This is a genomic window from Pseudomonas sp. FA117 (assembly GCF_057370475.1).
This window is the reverse complement of the sequence record NZ_CM170675.1, coordinates 2,267,694-2,286,264: the sequence shown is the minus strand read 5'-3', so window position 1 is coordinate 2,286,264 and position 18,571 is coordinate 2,267,694. Positions and strand designations below refer to the sequence as shown.

Genomic DNA, 18,571 nt, shown 5'->3' with positions numbered 1-18,571 from the left:
GCATCCTGCAAGCCAGCTTCCCTGGTGGCACTCAGTCCCCCGGTGCGGGGGCCTGTCACTTTCAAACGAGAACGTGATGCAGCATCTCAGGACAGACCGAGTACCGCCATCAAAGTGCTATTAAAACGTTACAAGATAACGATTCATCCGATGAACGGTTGCTCTCTTGGGTCATTCGCCCCGCGATGGCGCTCGCGGCCGGGCTGGTTTAAGGTGTTCTCATCTGCGTTTCGCACCCTGCCGCCATGACCGATATCGAGCGCTATGTCCGCGCCGCCACCCGTGACAACACCCGCCGCAGCTACCAATCGGCCGTCGAGCATTTCGAGGTGCACTGGGGAGGATTCCTGCCGGCCACCGCCGACACCATCGCCCGCTACCTGGCCGAGCATGCCGGCCAGCATGCGGTCAGCACCCTGCGCCAGCGCCTCGCGGCGCTCAGCCAGTGGCATGTGACGCAAGGCTTCCCCGACCCGACCAAGGCGCCGCTGGTGCGCCAGGTGCTGCGCGGCATCCGCACCCTGCACCCGACGCCGCCCCGCCAGGCCGCACCGTTGCTGCTGCAGCACCTGCAGACCGCCGTGAGTTGTTTCGAAGCAGAAGCGCGCAATGCCCAGGCGCAGCACGACCTGCCCGGCCTGCTGCGCGCCCGGCGTGATGCGGCCTTGCTGTTGCTGGGTTTCTGGCGCGGGTTTCGTGGCGATGAACTGGCCCGCCTGCGGGTCGAGCACATCCAGGCCGAACCCGGGGTGGGCATCACCCTGTTCCTGCCGCGCAGCAAGGGTGACCGTGAAGCCTTGGGCGTGCAGCATCGTACCCCGGCGCTCAGGGCATTGTGCCCGGTGAGCGCCTACCTGCAATGGCTCGAAGTGGCGGGCATCGCCCACGGCCCGGTGTTTCGCAAGCTCGACCGCTGGGGGCACCTGGGCGACAGTGCATTGCACAGCAACAGCCTGATCGGCCTGCTGCGACGGATGCTCGAACGCGCCGGGGTGCCTGCAGCGCTGTACACCGGCCACTCGCTGCGGCGCGGCTTCGCCACCTGGGCTACCGCCAATGGCTGGGAGCTCAAGGCGCTGATGGGCTATGTGGGCTGGAAGGATGCCAAGTCGGCCCTGCGCTATATCGAGGCCGGAGAGGCTTTCGGAGAGCTGGCGGTGACGGGGCTTCTCACGTCGGGCAAATCACCACCGCCTCTGTCATAGGCGCGGGTTTACCCACGAACGGGGCTGCGCGCTGCCTGCCACAGGCGGGCGATGTCGCCGGCGCGCGCTTCGAGCAACGCCCCGGCCTCGGCACAGGCGCGCTCGAGCGTCATCGGCCCGCTGGTCAAGGCAAACGCCGCATCGATACCTTGCGCATACAGCGCCTCGTAGCCCTCCCCCAGGGTTCCGGCAATCACCACCACCGGCACGGCATGCCGCTTGGCCACACGGGCCACGCCCAGCGGCGTCTTGCCGCGCAAGGTCTGGGCATCGAACCGCCCTTCGCCGGTGATCAGCAGATCCGCACCTTGCACCAGCGCATCCAGCCCGGCGAGTTCAGCCACCACCTCGACCCCGGGCCGAAACCGCGCGCCCATGAAGGCCTTGGCCGCAAAGCCCATGCCGCCCGCCGCGCCGGAGCCAGGGGACTCGCGCACATCCTCTCCCAGCAACTGCGCGCAATGGTCGGCGAAATGCCCCAGTGCCTGGTCCAGCGCCAGCACCTGTCCGGGGGTCGCGCCCTTCTGCGGGCCGAAGATCGCCGAGGCGCCGTTGGCGCCGCACAACGGGTTGTCGACGTCCGCCGCCACCTCGAACTGCACCTCGCCCAGACGCGGATCGAGGTCGCTGGCATCGATGCGCGCGAGCTGCGCCAGGGCCAGTCCGCCCTCGGCCAGTGGCTCGCCGTTACGATCCAGCAAACGTAGCCCCAGGGCACGCAGCATGCCGCTGCCGGCGTCGTTGGTGGCGCTGCCGCCGATGGCCAGGACGATGCGCTGGGCACCCGCTGCCAGGGCCGCGGCGATCAATTCCCCGGTGCCCCAGGTGCTGCTGCGGCAGGCATCGCGCTCGCCGCTGGGCAACAGCTGGATACCGCTGGCCTGGGCCATCTCGATCACCGCGGTACGGCTCTGCGCCAGCCAGCCCCAGCTCGCCTCGACTGGCGCGCCCAGCGGCCCGCGCACCACCTGGCGCCGTTGCTCGCCCTCGCTGGCCGCGACGATCGCTTCCATGGTGCCCTCACCGCCATCGGCCATCGGGCACTCGATGCGCTCGGCATCGGGCCAGACCTTGGCCAGCCCGGCGCTGATGGCACGGGCGACACCGGCGGCATCGAGGCTGTCCTTGAACGAATCGGGGGCGATGACGACTTTCATGGGAGATCTCCTGGTCCTGATAGCCCGCATGCTGACAGCTGCACGCCAGAGCGGCCTCGGTCGGATGCACAAAGCGCCCGGCCGGTTGTTTGGGCAAATGCCTGTGGCGGGCGCCGTGTCACTCGGCCGGCAGCAACTGCAGGCCCAGGTACAGGCTGAGCATCCCCTCCAGGCGCAACGGATCCACCTCGCCCAGCTCGGCAATGCGCTCCAGCCGATAGCGCAGGCTGTTGCGGTGGATGCCCAGGGCATCGGCGCAGGCCTGGCTCTGCCCGTCGTGGGTACACCAGGCGCGCAGGGTGGCGAGCAGCTGGCCGCTGGCATCCTTGCTGCGGATGCGTTGCAGCGGCTCGAGCAGCTCATCCAGGGCATCGTCGTTGCGGTGGCGCCAGAGCAAGGCCGGCAGGCGGTAGCGCGACAGGCTCAGCACCGCCTCCATGGGCACCACCTCGCGGCCATAAGCCAGCAGGTCGCGGACCCGCCGGTAGCCCCGGCGCAACTGCTCGAGGCTGTGCGCCGCGCTGCCCAGGGCCATGCGCTGGACCTGCCAGCCGTGGCGCTGCAGGCGTTCGAGCAGGCGTACCTCATCCAGTGCCACACTCGCCGGTCGGCACCAGAGCAGCGACTGGCGCGCCGGGCTCACGCACCAGCTGTCCGGATAGCGGCTGCTCAGCCAGGCCGACAACGCCTCGCCCGGCGGCCCGCCCTCCAGCTCGAACAGGCACGGCACACGTGCCAGCTGCGGTTTGAGCCCAAGCTGTCGAGCCTCGTCCACCAGCCGCGTCGACTCGCCGCTGCCGCCCAGCAGCAGTGCCAGCAGGTCATCGCAGCGCTGGCGTCGCCATTGCTGCTCGACCTGCAGATGGCGCTGGGCCAGAAGCATTTCGGCGGTCATGCGCACCAGTTCGCCATAGGTGCGCAGGTGTTGCGGATCACCGGTCAGGCCAAGCACGCCAATCAGCCGGTCGTCGAGCATCAGCGGCAGGTTCACCCCTGGCTGCACCCCTTTCAGGCACTTGGCCGCCTCGCTGTCGAGTTCGACGATACGCCCATTGGCCAGCACCAGTTGCGCACCCTCGTGCCGGGTGTTGATGCGCTCCGGCTCGCCGCTGCCCAGGATCAGGCCCTGGCTGTCCATGACATTGACGTTGCATGGCAGAATCGCCATCGCCCGGTCGACGATATCCTGGGCCAGGTCGTGGTCAAGCTCGAACATGTGGGTTCCTTGCACTGGCAGACTTTGTTCCGCGGCACAGCCATGGCTGCCCTACGCTGTGCAAAAGCACAAAGACAGCAGCGCCCCGCTCGCCGAGACTCGTTTCAGGCGAGCGCCGGGACAGGCGCCGCGGTGACAACCATAACAACAGAGAATTTCATCATGGCACACAGCCCTGCCCCTGACCAAGGCCAAGACCCCAGCCGCAATGCGCTGTACCGGCGCATCACCCTGCGGCTGATCCCGTTCATTTTCATCTGCTACCTGTTCAACTACCTGGACCGCGTCAACGTCGGTTTCGCCAAGCTGCAGATGCTCGATGCGCTGAAGTTCAGCGAGACCATCTACGGCCTGGGCGCCGGTATCTTCTTCATCGGCTACGTCCTCTGCGGCCTGCCCAGCAACCTGGCGCTCAACCGCTTCGGCCCGCGGCGCTGGATCGCGGTGATGATGATCGCCTGGGGCAGCCTTTCGACCTGCCTGCTGTTCGTCACCACGCCGATGGAGTTCTACGCCCTGCGCCTGCTCACCGGTGCTGCCGAGGCCGGCTTCTTCCCCGGCGTGGTGCTGTACCTCTCGCGCTGGTTCCCCGCCGACCGCCGCGGCCGGATCATGGCCTTGTTCATGTCGGCGATCCCGGTTTCGGGCCTGCTCGGCGGGCCGTTCTCCGGCTGGATCCTCGACCACTTCGCCGCCGGCCAGCATGGCCTGGCGGGCTGGCAGTGGATGTTCCTGATCCAGGGCCTGCCGACCGTGCTGCTGGGCATCCTGGCGGTGTTCCTGCTCAGTGACGGCTACCAGAAAGCGGCCTGGCTGTCGGACGCCGAGCGCCAGTTGATCGCCAGCGACCTTGCCGCCGATGCCGCGAGCAAGCCGAGCCCCAGCGGTGACGGCGTGCTGGCCGTGCTGACCAACCCGCTGATCTGGACCTTCGGCTTCGTGTACTTCTGCATCCAGAGCGGGGTCTACGCGATCAACTTCTGGCTGCCGTCGATCATCAAGAACCTGGGCTTCGACAGCCCGCTGCTGATCGGCTGGCTGAGCGCGATCCCCTACCTGCTGGCCGGGGTGTTCATGATCCTCGTCGGTCGTTCGGCCGACCTGCGCAACGAGCGGCGCTGGCATCTGGTGGTGCCGATGCTGATGGGCGCCATCGGCCTGCTGATCGCGGTGAACTTCGCCAGCAACCCGACCATCGCCCTGCTCGGGCTGTCCATCGCGACCATGGGCGCACTGACCGGCCTGCCGATGTTCTGGCCAATGCCCACGGCACTGCTCAGCGCCAGCGCAGCGGTCGCGGGCCTGGCGATCATCAACTCGGTGGGCCAGATGGCCGGCTTCCTCAGCCCGTACCTGGTCGGTTTCATCAAGGACCAGACCGGCTCCACCGACGCAGCGCTGTATTCCCTGGCGGCGGTGATCGTCCTGGGCAGCCTGGTGGCGCTGCGGGTCTCGCGGGCGGGCGCACTGAAGGTTGCCCGGGAGCATTGACCCTGTGCAGGCCGGGCGCTCATGCCCGGCCTGCATCGGCTGCGGTGAAGTGCCGGCCGGTCAATGGAAATCCCGGCTTCGGACATCCAGCCCATGCAATAGCCCGCTGACATCCTCCAGGCGTCGTGCAATCAAGTGCCTGACGCCGTTCTGCTGCTCCAGCCGGCCACTGACCTTGAGCAGTTGCGAACCGACCAGCGCCCGCCGCTGACGCTCGGCCAGCGCCCGCCACACCACCACGTTGAGCATGCCGTGTTCGTCTTCGAGGGTGACGAAGGTCACGCCGCTGGCCGTCTGCGGCCGCTGACGACCGACGACGATGCCCGCCACCGCCACGCTGTCACCGTCGGCCACACCGTCCAGCTCGCAGGAGCTGCGACAGCCCAGGGCGCGCAGGCGCTGCCGCAGCAGCGTCAGTGGATGCGGGCCGAGGGTGGTGCCCAGGGTGGCGTAATCGCTGAACAGGTCTTCGGCGACGCTGGGTACCGGCAGGTTGACCGCGGCTTCCGGGGCCGCTTCGAGACCGGCGAACAGCGGCAGTTGCGCCTGCACCGCTGCGACCTGCCAACGCGCCTGATGGCGATCGCTTGCCAGCGCGCGCAGGGCGCCGGCGTCGGCCAGGCGCGCGCGGGCCCGGCCGTCGAGGGCGGCGCGCAGGCACAGGTCCTCGACATCGCGCCAGGGTCGCTGCTGGCGTGCCTGCTGCAGGCGCAGGGCATCGTCCTCGCTGAAGCCGCGGATCTGCCGCAGCCCGAGGCGAATGGCCAGGGCTCCGTCGTCCCTGTGCTCGAGGGTGCAGTCCCAGGTGCTGTGAAAGACATCCACGGGGCGTACCTCGATACCCTGGCGGCGGGCCTCCTGCAGCAACTGGTCGGGGCTGTAGAACCCCATGGGCCAGCTGTTGACCAGCGCGCAGGTGAAGATCGCCGGCTCGTGACACTTGAGCCAGCTGCTGGCATAGCACAGCAAGGCGAAGCTGGCAGCGTGGGACTCGGGAAAGCCATAGCTGCCAAAGCCCTTGATCTGTTCGAAGATGCGCTCGGCAAATGCCAGCTCGTAGCCGTTGCGCAGCATGCCGTCGAGCAGCCGCAGCCGATGCGGCTCCAGCCCGCCGTGGCGCTTCCAGGCCGCCATGCTGCGGCGCAACTGGTCGGCCTCGCCTGGCGTGTAGTCGGCAGCGACCATGGCCAGCTCCATCACCTGCTCCTGGAACAACGGCACTCCGAGGGTGCGCTTGAACACCGCCTCGAGCTTGTCCGAGGGATAGCTGATCGGCTCCTCGCCCAGGCGTCGGCGCAGGTACGGGTGAACCATGTCACCCTGGATCGGCCCGGGCCGCACGATCGCCACCTCGATGACCAGATCGTAGAAGGTGCACGGCTTGAGCCGCGGCAGCATGGCCATCTGCGCCCGCGACTCGATCTGGAACACGCCCATGGTCTCGGCCCGGCTGATCATCGCGTAGGTGGCCGGGTCTTCCTGGGGGATGCTGGCCAAAGTCAGTTCACGGCCACGGTGACGCTTGAGCAGGTCGAAACAGCGGCGCAAGGCGCTGAGCATGCCGAGGGCGAGCACATCGACCTTGAGCAGCCCGACCATGTCCAGGTCGTCCTTGTCCCACTGGATGACGGTGCGCTCGGGCATGGCGGCGTTTTCCACCGGCACCAGCCGGTCCAGCGGCTGCTCGCTGATCACGAAGCCGCCCGGGTGCTGCGACAGGTGCCGGGGGAAGCCGATCAGCTCGCCGGCCAGCACCAGGATGCGCCGCAACGAAGGGCTCTGCGCCTCGAAACCGGCTTCGGCCAGGCGCTGGGCATCGGGGATGCGATCGCTCCAGCGTCCGCAGCATTTGGCCAGGGCGTCCACCTGATCGGCCGGCAGGCCCAGCACCCGGGCCACGTCACGGACCGCGCCGGCAGCATGGTAGCTGCTGACCACGGCGGTGAGGGCGGCACGGTGCCGACCGTAGCGGCGAAACACATACTGGATCACTTCCTCGCGGCGGTCGTGCTCGAAGTCCACGTCGATGTCCGGCGGCTCGTTGCGCTCGCGCGACAGGAAACGCTCGAACAGCAGGCGGTGGGTCATGGGATCGAGTTCGGTGATGCCCAGCACGAAACACACCACCGAATTGGCTGCAGAACCCCGCCCCTGGCAGAGGATGCCCTGGCTGCGGGCGAAATCGACGATGTCGTGCACGGTCAGGAAGTAGCTTTCGTAGCCCAGCTCCTCGATCAGCGCCAGCTCGCCGTCGAGCGCCTGGTACACCTCGACACTGGCGCCCTGCGGCCAGCGTTTCGGCAAGCGCTGCTCGCACAGGTGACGCAGCCAGCTCGCCGGGCTGTGGCCTTCGAGCACCAGTTCGCGGGGGTATTGGTACTTCAGCTCGCTCAGGTCGAAGCGGCAGCGTTCAGCGATGGCCAGGGTTTCGGCCAGCAGATCGCCGGGATACAGCTCGGCCAGTTGCTCGCGACTGCGCAGATGGCGCTCGCCATTGGCATGGAGGTAACGGCCGGCCTCGGCCACCGTGCAGTGCTGGCGGATCGCGGTCATGCAGTCCTGCAGGGCGCGACGGCCGCGTACGTGCATGTGCACATCGCCACAGGCCACGGCGCGGATGTTCAATTGCCCGGCCATGGCCCGCAAGCGTTGCAGGCGCGAGGCATCGTCGCTGCCACGGTGCAGGTGCACCGCCAGCCACAGGCGCTCCGGGAACAAGGGCTGCAACCAGCGCCCAGGGGCCGGATCGTCGGGGTCATCGGCGATCCACAGCGCCAGCAGCCCGGCGCAATGGGCCTGCAAATCTTCGGCCAGCAGCTGGTAACAGCCCTTCCCGGCCCGGCGACGGGCGCGGGTGATGAGCGCACAGAGGCTCTGGTAGCCAGTCAGGTTTTCCACCAGCAATACCAGGCGTGGCCCCTCCTGCACCTGCACTTCGCTGCCGACGATCAACCGCACGCCGTGCTCGCGGGCCGCCTGCCAGGCGCGGACGATGCCGGCCAGGGTGCACTCATCGGTGATCGCCAGGGCCTGGTAGCCCTGCTCGCAGGCCCTGCGCAGCAGTTCGTCGGCGCTGGAGGCGCCGCGCTGGAAACTGAAGTTCGACAGGCAATGCAGCTCGGCGTAGTCGGGCAGGCTCATGCGAACCAGCCCTGCAGCCACAAGGGGCCGGGCTGGGCGAGGTCGCGGTAGGCCCAGCCTCGCAGGCCCTCGCGGGTTTCGATGCGGTAGTAGTCGCGGCGCACATCGCCGCCGTCCCACCAGCCCGACTCGATGCGCTCGGCCTGGCCGAGCCAGTGCAGACCAACCTCCGGCAAGGCCTGGGCCTGGGCCAGCAACCAGCCGGGGCGGCTGCCGGGCACGACCTGCAGGCTGCCCGCCGCGCCCTGGTCACAGGCCTGCCAGGCGTGCTCGGGGCGGTGGTCGGCTTCGGCGCGCAGGCACTTGACCGCCTCGTCGCCCAAGCGCGCGCGCAGGCGCTCGCGCAACTGCTCCCAGGGCTGGGCCTGCTGCGGGCGCGGGTCGAACAAGGCGCGGCGCTCAGGCACGAAGGGCGGCAGGTCGTCGGCCAGCAGGCGCAGGTTGCGCACCGGCGCCGGGATGCGCAACGGCTCCAGACGGCCACGGGCCAGTTCGAAGAGCATCGCAGGTTCACGCTCGGCCGCCAGCAGGCCGACCTTGAGCACGGTGTCCGGGCCCTCGGCGTGCTCCAGGTGCAGTTCGAAGCGCTGCACGCCGCAGTCACGACCGGCGAGAAAGGCCGCCAGGTCGTTGAGCAGTCGGCGCAGGGGGAACAGCAGCGCCTGGTGCGACTCCACGTCGAAATTGAGTTCCAGCTTCGACTCGAACCGGTCAGGCGGCTGGTAGAACTCCAGGGCGAGCGTGCGCAGGCCGAAGAGTTGGTCGAGGTGCAACTGCACAGGCGCGGCAAACCGCCGGGCCAGGGCGTCGCGGGGCAAGGCCATGACCTCGCCCAGCCGCCGCAGCCCCATGCGCGACAAGGCTTGCGCAGCCTCGGCCGGCAAGCCGACCCGGTCCAGGGGCATACGGGCCAGCGCTGCGCGGGTCTGCTCCGGGCAGGTCAGCGCCAGGCCGTCATGGCCGTTGACCAGCATGCGTGCCGCCACCGGGTTGCCTGCCAGCACGATACGGTGGCGCAGGCCAAGCCCTTCAAGCTCCTGGCGCAGGCGCGCCTCGAAGCTCGACCACGGGCCGAACAGTTGCAGGCTCGAGCCCACTTCCAGCAGCAAGGCCCGCGGGTAATGCAGGCTGACCTGGGCGCTGAAGCGGTAGGCCCAGGCCGCCAGCAGTTGCTGCACCTCGTCGATGCGCGCCGGATCGGCCTCGACACAGGTAAAACCGTCGGCCAGGGCCCGGGCGGCGGTCAGCGTCTGCCCGGCACGCAGGCCGAGGTTTGCTGCCGCGGCGTTGACCGCCTGCAGCACTCGTCGCTGCACCGGGCCACCCAGCAGCACCAACGCCGAATCAGGGTCGTCCCGCCCGCGCAGGACGGTGTCCAGCGCCAGTTGCGGCAGCAGGATGCAGGCCCAGAGCATGCTGCATCAGCCTCGCCCGGGGGCGGCGATGGGCATGGCTGGCGCCAGGCCGCCCCGGCATTTGAGCACGCGCCACTGTGCCGGCCGTACATCGATGGCGATGCGCAGGGCCGCAGGCGACGGGTTGTGCGCCGCCTGCTGCGGGCGGCAGGCGAAGGCCAGCGCATCGCCGGTTTCGGCGGCCACCTGCAAGCGGCGCAATGCACGATCGTCGGCACGCGTCGGCCAACACAGCACCGCCGCGCAACTGCCCGAACGCAGGCATTGCTCGGCGGCCCACAGGGCGTCGTCCGGCTCGGCCTCGACCTGTGCCAGCCAGCGCAGGTCGACACCTGCAGCCTGCCAGGCGGGCGCATAGGGAATGAACGGCGGCGCCACCAGCACCACCCGTCCACCCTCGCCGCTCAACCGGGCAAGCGTGGGCCAGAGCAGTTGCAGCTCACCGCAACCGGGGCTGGCCAGCAGCAACTCGCTGAGCGCTGCCGCCGGCCAGCCGCCGTCGGGCAGGCGTTCGTCCAATGCTGCATGCCCGGTCGGCTGCAGGCCGAGCGGGCGCGCCTGGACCTGCCGCCCACGCCAGATCCGGCGCTGGTCGAGCAGCCCGTCAAGGTCGACTACCGCGCCCATCAGTCACGCCTCAGCAGGCCGCAGAACACGCCTTCGATGCAGAACTCGTGGTCGGGGCCGACGTCGATGGGGGCATAGGCCGGGTTGCGTGGCAGCAGGCGATAACCACCGGCCACCCGCTGCAGGCGCTTGATGGTGACCTCGCCGTCGAGCCGGGCGACGACGATCTGCCCGTCACGGGCATCGGCCTGCTGGAGGATGCCGACCAGGTCGCCGTCGAGGATGCCGTCGCCGATCATCGAATCGCCGCGCACCTTGAGCAGGTAGTCGGGTGTGCGCCGGAACAGGCTCGGGTCGACCAGCAGTTGCTCGTGGATATCCAGGTCGGGGCCGATCGGCGCACCGGCAGCGACCCGCCCCAATACCGGGATCTCGAGGATTTCCGGCCGGCGCAGCGGCTCGGCCAGGCGGATGCCCCGCGCCTGGTTGGGCGTGACCTCTATGTAGCCACCCGCATGCAGGGCGGTGATGTGCTTGCGCGCCACACTGCGCGAGGCAAAACCGAAGCGCTCGGCGATGTCGGCCAGGCTCGGGGGCTGGCCGTGGTCGGCGATGCGCTCGCGGATGAACTCGAGGATGGCGCGGCGTTTGGGGGATAATCTGTCCATGGAGCACATTTGTACTCTTTTCCATGAACACTGAACAGCCCCCTTCGTCGGCGAGTTTGGCTATGATGGCTGCTGAATTGTTTCTCCACTGCCAGGATGCCCGATGCTGACCGCCCTGCTGTTCGACCTCGATGGGACCCTCACCGACACCGATACCCTGCACTTGCAGGCGTTTCGCCAGTTGCTGCATGACTACGACGGACGCGAACTGACCCAGGCGCAGTTCAATGCCCAGATCAGCGGGCGCTCCAACGGCCTGCTGTTCAGGGAGCTGTTCCCCCGGGAGGATGCAGCCGAATGCAAAGCTCTGGCCGATCGCAAGGAAGCGCTGTTCCGCGAATTGTCGCCCATCCTCGAACCGATGCCGGGCCTGCTGAGCCTGCTGGAGCACGCCAAGCGTCATGACATCGGCATGTGCGTGGTGACCAACGCGCCGCGGCTCAACGCCGAGCACATGCTCGGCGCCATGGGCCTGGGCGAGCGCTTCGAGCATGTTCTGGTAGCCGATGAACTGGCCCGGCCCAAGCCCGACCCGCTGCCCTACCTCACCGGCCTGCAGCGTCTGGACGCCGAGGCGGCAGAGGCACTGGCGTTCGAGGACTCGCTGCCGGGCGTGAAGGCCGCGGTCGACGCCGGCATCTTCACTGTGGCCCTGGCCACCACGCAGCCGGCGCAGCGACTGCTCGAGGCTGGCGCCGGGATGGTGATCGACGACTACCACGATCCACGGCTGTGGGCGTTGATCGACGGGATGCAGAAGCAGGGCTGAATCCCACGACACCAGAGGCCCACGCCCCCTTGCAGGAGCAACTGTCTTGCTCAAGATCCAGAGGCCAGCCCAATCCCTGTGGGAGCGGGTTCACCCGCGAACACGGGCGTAGGCCGTGCCAGGCAGCGCGGTGCTTTCTTCGCGGGTAAACCCGCTCCCACACGTACTGTGTTCGGATTTACCTCAGCATTGCACTCTCGTATCGAGGCAGTTCCACATCCTGCCAGGGAGTACCGGTTCCTGGCATCGCATTGAGCCGTACGATGAAACCTCTCATGCATGCCACAATCGCGACCTTGGCTACCTTTCCTCGTGCACGCAGTGCCTGGTACTTCGCCTTGAGACCCCGACGACCGTCGGGGCAGGGTATTAGCCGCGCCGCCCGACCATCAGGAAGATCACCAGCGCCAACCCCGGCAGCACCGCGCCCACCAGCGCAACGCCGCTCCAGCCGAAGCCGGCATACAAGCCGCTGGCCAGCGCCGAACCGAGCGCGCCACCGATGAAGATGCTGGTCATGTACAGCGCATTGAGCCGACCACGGCTGGCCGGATCCAGGGCATACACCTCACGCTGGCCGATGACCATGTTCATCTGCACGGCAAAGTCCAGCAACACGCCGGTAAGCCCCAGGCCGATCACGCTGTAGCCCGGCGCGCTGAGCCCGAACAGCAGCGACAGAGGCGCCAGCACCAGCGCCAGCAGCGAAGCCTGGCGCGCATGCCCGGCATCGGCCAGGCGCCCGGCGATCGGTGCGGCAATCGCCCCCACCGCCCCCACCAGCGCGAACAGGGCGATCTGGCTCTGCGACAAGCCATGCTCGGTCGCCAGCGCCAGGGGCACGGCGGTCCAGTACAGGCTGAAGGTGGCGAACATCAGCGCCTGGTACAGCGAGCGCTGGCGCAGCAGCGGATAGCGCCGCAGCAAACCGCCGAGCGAGGCCATCAGGCCGGCATAGCTGGCCTTGTGCGCAGGCACCCGGCGCGGCAGGGTCGATGCCAGCAGCACCACGATCGCCGCCATCAGCACGGCCGCCCCGATGAACACTGCACGCCAGCCAAAATGGTCGGCCACCAGGCTCGACAGGGGGCGCGCCAGCAGGATGCCCAGCAGCAGGCCTCCCATGATGTTGCCGACCACCCGGCCACGCTGCTGCTCCGGCGACAGGTGCGCGGCCAGCGGTATCAGCATCTGCACCGCCACCGAACTGAAGCCGATCAGCAGCGCATAGCCCAGGAACAGCTCACCCTGGCCATGCCCGCTGCTGCCGGCCAGCACCAGGCTGAGGCAGGCCAGCACGGCAGTGGCGATCATCAACCGACGGTTTTCCACCAGGTCGGCCAACGGCACCAGCAACAGCAGGCCCAGGGCATAGCCCAGCTGGGTGAGCGAGACGATCAGGCTGGCGCGTTCGGTGGACAGCCCCAGGTCCGGTGCGATCAAGCCGACGATGGGCTGGGCATAGTAGATGTTGGCGACGATGGCGCCGCAGCAGAACGCCAGCAGCGTCACCAGGCCTCGGCTCAGTGAGGTACCGGATGAAGCGGGTGTTGCGACAGAAGCAGTCATTTCAGGATATTCACGCATGGCAAGACATGCCGCGCACCTTAACGGCTGCAGCCCGCTCAGGGAATCGGGGCAGCACGCAAAGCGGCTTTGCGCAGGGCGCAACAGCGTACCGCTCACGTCTGCAGCAGCGACTCGCAGAACTCGATGAATGCCGTTACCCGCCGCGAACCGCGATGGTTGGGCAGGTACAGGGCATTGATGTTGCCAGTGGCGCCGATCGGGCTGGCCTGCCAGTCGGGGAACAGGCGCACCAGCCGCCCGGCGGCGACATCGTCGCGCACCAGCCAGTCGGCCAGCAGGCTGACACCGCCGCCCGCCACAGCGGCCTCGCGCAGCAGGTCGGAATTGGCGCAGCGCAACGGCCCGGCGACATCCACCTCGATCAGCGTGTCGCCCTGTCGCAGTTGCCACGGCCGCCCCGGGCCGCCATAGCGAAAGCGCAGGCAGGCGTGCTCGGCCAGTTGCATCGGGTGCTCGAGCGCGGCATGGCTGGTCAGGTAGCCAGGGCTGGCCACCAACCAGCGCTCGAAGGTGCCCAGGGTGCGGCTGACCAGCTCGTCGTTCGGCGCTGGGTCGCCCAGGCGGATCGACAGGTCGTAGCGGCCGTCGAGCAGGTCGTCGAAGCGGTCGCTCAGGTCGATATCCAGCTCCAGGGCCGGATAGCGCGCCATGAAACGCGCCAGGTGCGGGGCGATCACCCGGCGCCCGTATTCCACCGGCAGGCACAGGCGCAACACCCCGACCGGCTCCTGGCCCCGGTCGGCAACGCTGGCATCGGCTTCGGCCAGGGCATCGACGATGGCGCGGGCGCGCTGGTAGTAGCCGACACCGGCCTCGGTCAGGCTGACCTGGCGGGTCGAGCGATTGAGCAGGCTGGTGCCCAGCTCGCTTTCCAGCGCATCGACCAGGCGCGTCACCGACGAGGTGGCTACCCCCAATCGCCGCCCGGCGGCAGAAAAGCCGCGGGCTTCGACGGTCGCCATGAACATTTTGATGGCCAGCAGCTTGTCCATGGGTGCGGTTCCGTAGCCTGGTCGTAGCGTGGGTGGGTGCAGAAAATCACGGAACCTTCCTACAATCACCGCCCGGAATCAAGAAAGGCGAACGCCCATGACCGACAACCTGTTCAATGCCCTGCCCCCGCTCGACCCGACGGCAGCCGAACAATTCGACGACCTGCTGCGCCGTCCCGGGCTGCGCATCGAGCGCATCGTCTCCAGCGGCCAGTGCAGCCCTCCCGGCTTCTGGTACGACCAGGCCGAGGGCGAATGGGTGGTAGTCCTCACCGGCAGCGCCGGCTTGCGCCTGGAGCACGAAAGTGAAACGCGGGTGCTCAAGGCAGGCGATCACCTGGATATCCCGCCGCACTGTCGGCACCGGGTGGAGTGGACCCAGGCCGATGCGACGACCGTGTGGCTGGCGGTGTTCTACGCAGGCGCCAGCCAACCCGGTTAAAGCTGCTTCACCGCGATCTCCCCCGCGGCACCCTTGCCGTCGCGCCGCTCGCTCATCCAGTCGTTGACCTTCTGCCCGAACTCGGCCGGGGCCTTGCGCGCGAAACGCCGCCCCAGGTCGAGGATGGTCTGCTGGGCCAGCGCCTCCTCCATGCGTTTCTGCGCGCCGAGCATCACCGCATGAATGGCGCAGGTGCCCTCGGTCGCCCAGCCGGGCGCCGCACCCTCGAACAACGAGCAGCGCTCGCGGATCTCGCGGCAATCGAAGATCTTCTTCGGCCCATCGATGGCATTGACGATATCCAGCACGGTGATCTCGTCCGAAGGCCGCGCCAGGCGAAAGCCCCCACGCACGCCTTCGGTGGCCACCACCAGCCCGGCACGCGCCAGCTTGGTGAAGACCTTGGCCAGGTACTCCTGGGGCACGCCCTGCAACTCGGCCAGGTCACGCACGCTGCAGTCGCGACTGTCGCCGCGCTCGTCGATGAGAAACAGCAGGCAGTGGATGCCGTACTCGACGCCTGCGCTGTATAACGACATATCAATCTCCGACCAATTTTGTCGCAAATAGTACGCCCTTCTTTGCTGGCTGGCAAAGTCACGCGCCACCGCCGGTCGCCATGGGCATTTTTATCAATCGCCTGCAGCCATTGATTTCTCTGGTTAAAACCGGAAAACGGCACGGCCTCGACAGCGAACGGATGAAAAAAAGCTTGTCGATTTTAACTACGACCAATACAGTCGCAGTTATTCGGCGGTGGCGACACCCCCTGCCGAACCTCGACCCGATACCCATCATCCTGTTTGCGGAGCCCGTCCATGAACCCACACATCCTGATCATCGGTGCCGGATTTGCCGGCGTCTGGAGCGCCCTGAGCGCCGCCCGCCTGCTCGACCTGGCCAAGCGTGGCGACGTCCATATCAGCGTGCTCGCGCCGCAGGCCGAACTGCGCATCCGCCCGCGCTTCTACGAAGCCGACGTGCAGACGATGAAGGCGCCGCTGGCTGAACTGTTCCAGGCCGTGGGCGTGAACTTCATCAAGGGCCATGCCCAATCCATCGACGCCGCTGCCCGCTCGGTGACCTACACCGACGCCCAGGGCCAAAGCCGCCAGCTGGGCTACGACCGCCTGGTGCTGGCCGCCGGCAGCCAGGTGGCGCGCCCTGCGGTACCGGGCCTTGAGCAATACAGCTTCGATGTCGACCAGATGGAATCGGCGGTCAGGCTGGAGCAGCACCTGACCCGCCTCGCCGCCCTGCCCGCCTCCCCGGCGCGCGACACCGTGGTGGTCTGCGGTGGCGGTTTCACCGGCATCGAGACAGCCACCGAAATGCCCGCCCGCCTGCGCGCTGCGCTCGGTGAGCAGGCCAAGGTCCGGGTCATCGTGGTCGACCGGGGCGCCAACATCGGCGCCGCCCTGGGCGCAGGCATCACCCCGGCGATCATCGAGGCCAGCGCACATGCAGGCGTGGAATGGCTCACCGACACCTCGGTGGTGGCGGTGGATGCCGGCGGCGTGACCCTGGACAACGGCGAGTACATCGCCAGCAAGACGGTGATCTGGACCGTGGGCGTCAAGGCCAGCCCGCTGACCGCGCAGATCGCCGGGGAACGTGATGCCCAGGGTCGGCTGCGTGTCGACGGGCACCTGAAAGTCATCGGCCAGGAACATATCTACGCCACCGGCGACGTGGCCTGGGCGGCGGTCGACGATCTGGGCAACCACGCGCTGATGACCTGCCAGCACGCCATCCCCATGGGCCGGCATTCGGGCAACAACGCCATGGCCGACCTGCTGGGGGTGGAACCTGTGGTGTATCGCCAGCCCAAGTACGTCACCTGCCTTGACCTGGGCGACTGGGGCGCAGCTTTCAGCGAAGGCTGGGAGCGTGAACTGAAGCTGCAGAAACTGGAGGGCAAGAACCTCAAGCGTCAGATCAACTCGGTGTGGATCTACCCGCCAGAGGCCGATCGGGCCAAGGCCCTGGCCGCTGCCGACCCGATGATTGCCATCGTCTGAGCCTGTAAACCTGACAGGTCCGTCAAAAAATGACGGACCTGTTTGTACTTGTAGTTACATTGAATGACTGGTCAATAATACTGGCACTGTGACATTATTGACGTCAAAAAAACCTACTAAAGGTGAGGACATCATAACGTATCGCGGGCACAGGGATGCCGGATCGCACAGCGCCACCCGGCCCGTGATCCCGGAACTCGGCCTGCACGCCACATTCAAGGAGCAGTGCCATGCAGTTAAGGAATATGAAGATCGGTATCCGGGCAGCCAGCGTATTTACCCTGCTGGGGGTCCTGGTGCTGGTCATGGGCCTGATATCGCTTTACGAAACCCGGCGCATGGACAGCGCCACCGATGAGATCCGCGTCACCTGGATGCCGGCGATCATTGCCCTGAACGACGTCAGCACCAACCTTGGCCGGGCGCGCGCCCTGACCCTGCGCAGCGTCATCGAGCAGGACCCCGCCGCGCGCCAGGCGACACTCAGCCGCATCGGCGAAATCAACCACGCCCTCGAAGCCGGCATCAAGGCCTACGAATCGACCATCATCGAACAGGACGACCGCGCGCTGTTCGACACCTTCGTCGCCCTCACCGAGCGTTACCATGGCCTGCAGAAGTCCATCCGCGATGCCGTGGCCAGCGGTGATATCGACGAGGCCCTGCGCCTGATCAACGGCCCCCTGGCCGAATACGCCGACAGCATGATGAAAGCGCTCGGCGCGCTGATCCAGTACAACTCCCATGGCGCCGACAACGCCTCGCAGCGCAGCAGCGATGCCTATGACGAGGCCGCCCTGCTGATCGTGGTGTCGCTGCTGGTGATCATGCTGGCCCTGGTCGCCGTCGCCGTGCTGCTGACCCGCAGCATCGTCGTGCCCCTGGCCGATGCGGTGAGCGTCGCCGAGCGCGTGGCCACCGGCGACCTGACCCGCGACATCCAGATCGTCGGCCGTGACGAACCGGCCCTGCTGCTGCGTGCCTTGAGCCGCATGCAGGAAAGCCTGCGCGACACCCTGCGCAAGATCGCCGCGTCCTCCGACCAACTGGCCTCGGCTTCCGAAGAGCTGCATACCGTCACCGAAGACACCAGCCGCGGCCTGCACCAGCAGAGTGCGGAAATCGACCAGGCGGCCACGGCCGTCAACCAGATGACCGCTGCCGTCGAAGAAGTGGCCAACAACGCAGTCAGCACCGCCGACGCCTCCAAGGGCGCCGACCAGACCACCCGCGATGGCCGCGACCAGGTCAACCAGGCGCTGGACTCGATCCAGCAATTGGTCGAGGACGTCACCGGCACCTCCAGCGAGATCGAACAACTGGCCAGCAGCGCCAACGAAATCAGCCGCGTGCTCGATGTGATCGGCTCGATCGCCGGGCAGACCAACCTGCTGGCACTCAACGCCGCCATCGAGGCTGCGCGCGCCGGTGAAGCCGGGCGCGGCTTTGCCGTGGTGGCCGATGAAGTACGGGCGCTGGCCCACCGGACCCAGCAGTCCACTGCCGAGATCGAGCAGATGATCGGTGGCATCCAGAGCGGCACCGAGCGCGCCGTGGGCTCGATGCACAGCAGTCAGGGCCGCGCCACCGGCACCCTGGAGATTGCCCAGGCGGCAGGCCAGGCGCTGGAACTGATTGCCGAGGCGATCGCCGCGATCAACCAGCGCAACCTGGTGATCGCCAGCGCCTCCGAAGAGCAGGCCCAGGTGGCACGCGAGGTGGACCGCAACCTGGTGAACATCCGCGACCTGGCGATGCAGACCTCGGCGGGCGCCAACCAGACCAGCGCGGCGGCCCAGGACCTGTCGCGCCTGGCGGTGGAACTGAACGCGATGGTGGCGCAATTCAAGGTGTGAATTGAAGCACCGGGGGCCGCTTTGCGGCCCTTTTGCAAACC

15 protein-coding genes and 1 pseudogene are annotated in these 18,571 nt (G+C 67.7%); 6 read left to right on the top strand and 10 right to left on the bottom strand.

The window, feature by feature from the left end:
• Nucleotides 1–245: 245 nt before the first annotated feature.
• Nucleotides 246–1,205 carry a site-specific integrase gene (locus AC1TXO_RS10670; RefSeq protein WP_486406270.1) on the top strand — a complete coding sequence of 320 codons (960 nt, stop codon included), beginning with the start codon at nt 246–248 and terminating at the stop codon, nt 1,203–1,205.
• Between the two features lie 8 nt (nt 1,206–1,213).
• Here the strand turns inward: AC1TXO_RS10670 and AC1TXO_RS10665 are convergent, their stop codons facing one another.
• Together AC1TXO_RS10665 and AC1TXO_RS10660 are read right to left on the bottom strand one after the other, a co-directional pair.
• Nucleotides 1,214–2,362, bottom strand: a complete 1,149-nt coding sequence (locus tag AC1TXO_RS10665; RefSeq protein WP_486406269.1) for a glycerate kinase — start codon at nt 2,360–2,362, stop codon at nt 1,214–1,216.
• Between the two features lie 118 nt (nt 2,363–2,480).
• Nucleotides 2,481–3,578: a sugar diacid recognition domain-containing protein gene (locus AC1TXO_RS10660; RefSeq protein ID WP_486406268.1), complete on the bottom strand. Its 1,098-nt coding sequence runs from the start codon at nt 3,576–3,578 to the stop codon at nt 2,481–2,483.
• A 162-nt stretch (nt 3,579–3,740) separates the two neighbouring features.
• On the opposite strand from AC1TXO_RS10660, the gene AC1TXO_RS10655 reads away from it, so the two are divergent.
• Nucleotides 3,741–5,069, top strand: coding sequence for an MFS transporter (locus AC1TXO_RS10655; protein WP_486406267.1), 1,329 nt, complete (start codon nt 3,741–3,743; stop codon nt 5,067–5,069).
• A 60-nt stretch (nt 5,070–5,129) separates the two neighbouring features.
• On the opposite strand, the gene AC1TXO_RS10650 is transcribed toward AC1TXO_RS10655, so the two are convergent.
• From AC1TXO_RS10650 to lexA, 4 genes are read right to left on the bottom strand one after another with little or no spacing between them, the layout of a single operon-like run.
• On the bottom strand, nt 5,130–8,210 hold the full coding sequence (locus AC1TXO_RS10650; protein ID WP_486406266.1) for an error-prone DNA polymerase: 3,081 nt from the start codon (nt 8,208–8,210) through the stop codon (nt 5,130–5,132).
• Nucleotides 8,207–9,625 carry a Y-family DNA polymerase gene (locus AC1TXO_RS10645; RefSeq protein WP_486406265.1) on the bottom strand — a complete coding sequence of 473 codons (1,419 nt, stop codon included), beginning with the start codon at nt 9,623–9,625 and terminating at the stop codon, nt 8,207–8,209. Before AC1TXO_RS10645 ends, AC1TXO_RS10650 begins: the two co-directional genes overlap by 4 nt.
• A gap of 6 nt (nt 9,626–9,631) precedes the next feature.
• On the bottom strand, nt 9,632–10,252 hold the full coding sequence (gene imuA / locus AC1TXO_RS10640; protein ID WP_486406264.1) for a translesion DNA synthesis-associated protein ImuA: 621 nt from the start codon (nt 10,250–10,252) through the stop codon (nt 9,632–9,634).
• Nucleotides 10,252–10,860, bottom strand: coding sequence for a transcriptional repressor LexA (gene lexA, locus AC1TXO_RS10635; protein WP_486406263.1), 609 nt, complete (start codon nt 10,858–10,860; stop codon nt 10,252–10,254). Before lexA ends, imuA begins: the two co-directional genes overlap by 1 nt.
• Before the next feature lie 103 nt (nt 10,861–10,963).
• Between lexA and AC1TXO_RS10630 the strand changes: the two genes are divergently transcribed.
• Nucleotides 10,964–11,629: an HAD family hydrolase gene (locus tag AC1TXO_RS10630; protein WP_486406262.1), complete on the top strand. Its 666-nt coding sequence runs from the start codon at nt 10,964–10,966 to the stop codon at nt 11,627–11,629.
• A 178-nt stretch (nt 11,630–11,807) separates the two neighbouring features.
• Here AC1TXO_RS10630 and AC1TXO_RS10625 read toward each other — a convergent pair.
• From AC1TXO_RS10625 to AC1TXO_RS10615, 3 genes and pseudogenes are all read right to left on the bottom strand, one after another.
• Nucleotides 11,808–11,972: pseudogene (locus AC1TXO_RS10625) on the bottom strand (IS110 family transposase); the annotation flags it as partial.
• Nucleotides 11,973–11,998: 26 nt separating this feature from the next.
• Complete coding sequence (locus AC1TXO_RS10620; protein WP_486406261.1) at nt 11,999–13,198, bottom strand: MFS transporter; 1,200 nt, start codon at nt 13,196–13,198, stop codon at nt 11,999–12,001.
• Between the two features lie 113 nt (nt 13,199–13,311).
• Nucleotides 13,312–14,211 (bottom strand): LysR family transcriptional regulator, encoded by a 900-nt coding sequence (locus tag AC1TXO_RS10615; RefSeq protein ID WP_486406260.1) that lies wholly within the window; start codon nt 14,209–14,211, stop codon nt 13,312–13,314.
• A 97-nt stretch (nt 14,212–14,308) separates the two neighbouring features.
• On the opposite strand from AC1TXO_RS10615, the gene AC1TXO_RS10610 reads away from it, so the two are divergent.
• Nucleotides 14,309–14,653, top strand: a complete 345-nt coding sequence (locus AC1TXO_RS10610) for a cupin domain-containing protein (RefSeq protein ID WP_486406259.1) — start codon at nt 14,309–14,311, stop codon at nt 14,651–14,653.
• Here the strand turns inward: AC1TXO_RS10610 and AC1TXO_RS10605 are convergent.
• Entirely contained in the window at nt 14,650–15,192 is a 543-nt protein-coding gene (locus tag AC1TXO_RS10605) for an RrF2 family transcriptional regulator (RefSeq protein WP_486406258.1), read from the bottom strand. The two genes, AC1TXO_RS10610 and AC1TXO_RS10605, sit on opposite strands and share 4 nt — an antisense overlap.
• Nucleotides 15,193–15,471: 279 nt before the next feature.
• On the opposite strand from AC1TXO_RS10605, the gene AC1TXO_RS10600 reads away from it, so the two are divergent.
• On the top strand, nt 15,472–16,674 hold the full coding sequence (locus tag AC1TXO_RS10600; RefSeq protein ID WP_486406257.1) for an NAD(P)/FAD-dependent oxidoreductase: 1,203 nt from the start codon (nt 15,472–15,474) through the stop codon (nt 16,672–16,674).
• Nucleotides 16,675–16,904: 230 nt separating this feature from the next.
• Nucleotides 16,905–18,530: a methyl-accepting chemotaxis protein gene (locus AC1TXO_RS10595; RefSeq protein WP_486406256.1), complete on the top strand. Its 1,626-nt coding sequence runs from the start codon at nt 16,905–16,907 to the stop codon at nt 18,528–18,530.
• Nucleotides 18,531–18,571: the final 41 nt, after the last annotated feature.

Coding starts and splice junctions, on each gene's coding strand:
- AC1TXO_RS10670 (WP_486406270.1), top strand. CDS start 246: ATGACCGATATCGAGCGCTATGTCCGCGCCGCCACCCGTGACAACACC.
- AC1TXO_RS10665 (WP_486406269.1), bottom strand. CDS start 2,362: ATGAAAGTCGTCATCGCCCCCGATTCGTTCAAGGACAGCCTCGATGCC.
- AC1TXO_RS10660 (WP_486406268.1), bottom strand. CDS start 3,578: ATGTTCGAGCTTGACCACGACCTGGCCCAGGATATCGTCGACCGGGCG.
- AC1TXO_RS10655 (WP_486406267.1), top strand. CDS start 3,741: ATGGCACACAGCCCTGCCCCTGACCAAGGCCAAGACCCCAGCCGCAAT.
- AC1TXO_RS10650 (WP_486406266.1), bottom strand. CDS start 8,210: ATGAGCCTGCCCGACTACGCCGAGCTGCATTGCCTGTCGAACTTCAGT.
- AC1TXO_RS10645 (WP_486406265.1), bottom strand. CDS start 9,625: ATGCTCTGGGCCTGCATCCTGCTGCCGCAACTGGCGCTGGACACCGTC.
- imuA (WP_486406264.1), bottom strand. CDS start 10,252: ATGGGCGCGGTAGTCGACCTTGACGGGCTGCTCGACCAGCGCCGGATC.
- lexA (WP_486406263.1), bottom strand. CDS start 10,860: ATGGACAGATTATCCCCCAAACGCCGCGCCATCCTCGAGTTCATCCGC.
- AC1TXO_RS10630 (WP_486406262.1), top strand. CDS start 10,964: ATGCTGACCGCCCTGCTGTTCGACCTCGATGGGACCCTCACCGACACC.
- AC1TXO_RS10620 (WP_486406261.1), bottom strand. CDS start 13,198: ATGACTGCTTCTGTCGCAACACCCGCTTCATCCGGTACCTCACTGAGC.
- AC1TXO_RS10615 (WP_486406260.1), bottom strand. CDS start 14,211: ATGGACAAGCTGCTGGCCATCAAAATGTTCATGGCGACCGTCGAAGCC.
- AC1TXO_RS10610 (WP_486406259.1), top strand. CDS start 14,309: ATGACCGACAACCTGTTCAATGCCCTGCCCCCGCTCGACCCGACGGCA.
- AC1TXO_RS10605 (WP_486406258.1), bottom strand. CDS start 15,192: ATGTCGTTATACAGCGCAGGCGTCGAGTACGGCATCCACTGCCTGCTG.
- AC1TXO_RS10600 (WP_486406257.1), top strand. CDS start 15,472: ATGAACCCACACATCCTGATCATCGGTGCCGGATTTGCCGGCGTCTGG.
- AC1TXO_RS10595 (WP_486406256.1), top strand. CDS start 16,905: ATGCAGTTAAGGAATATGAAGATCGGTATCCGGGCAGCCAGCGTATTT.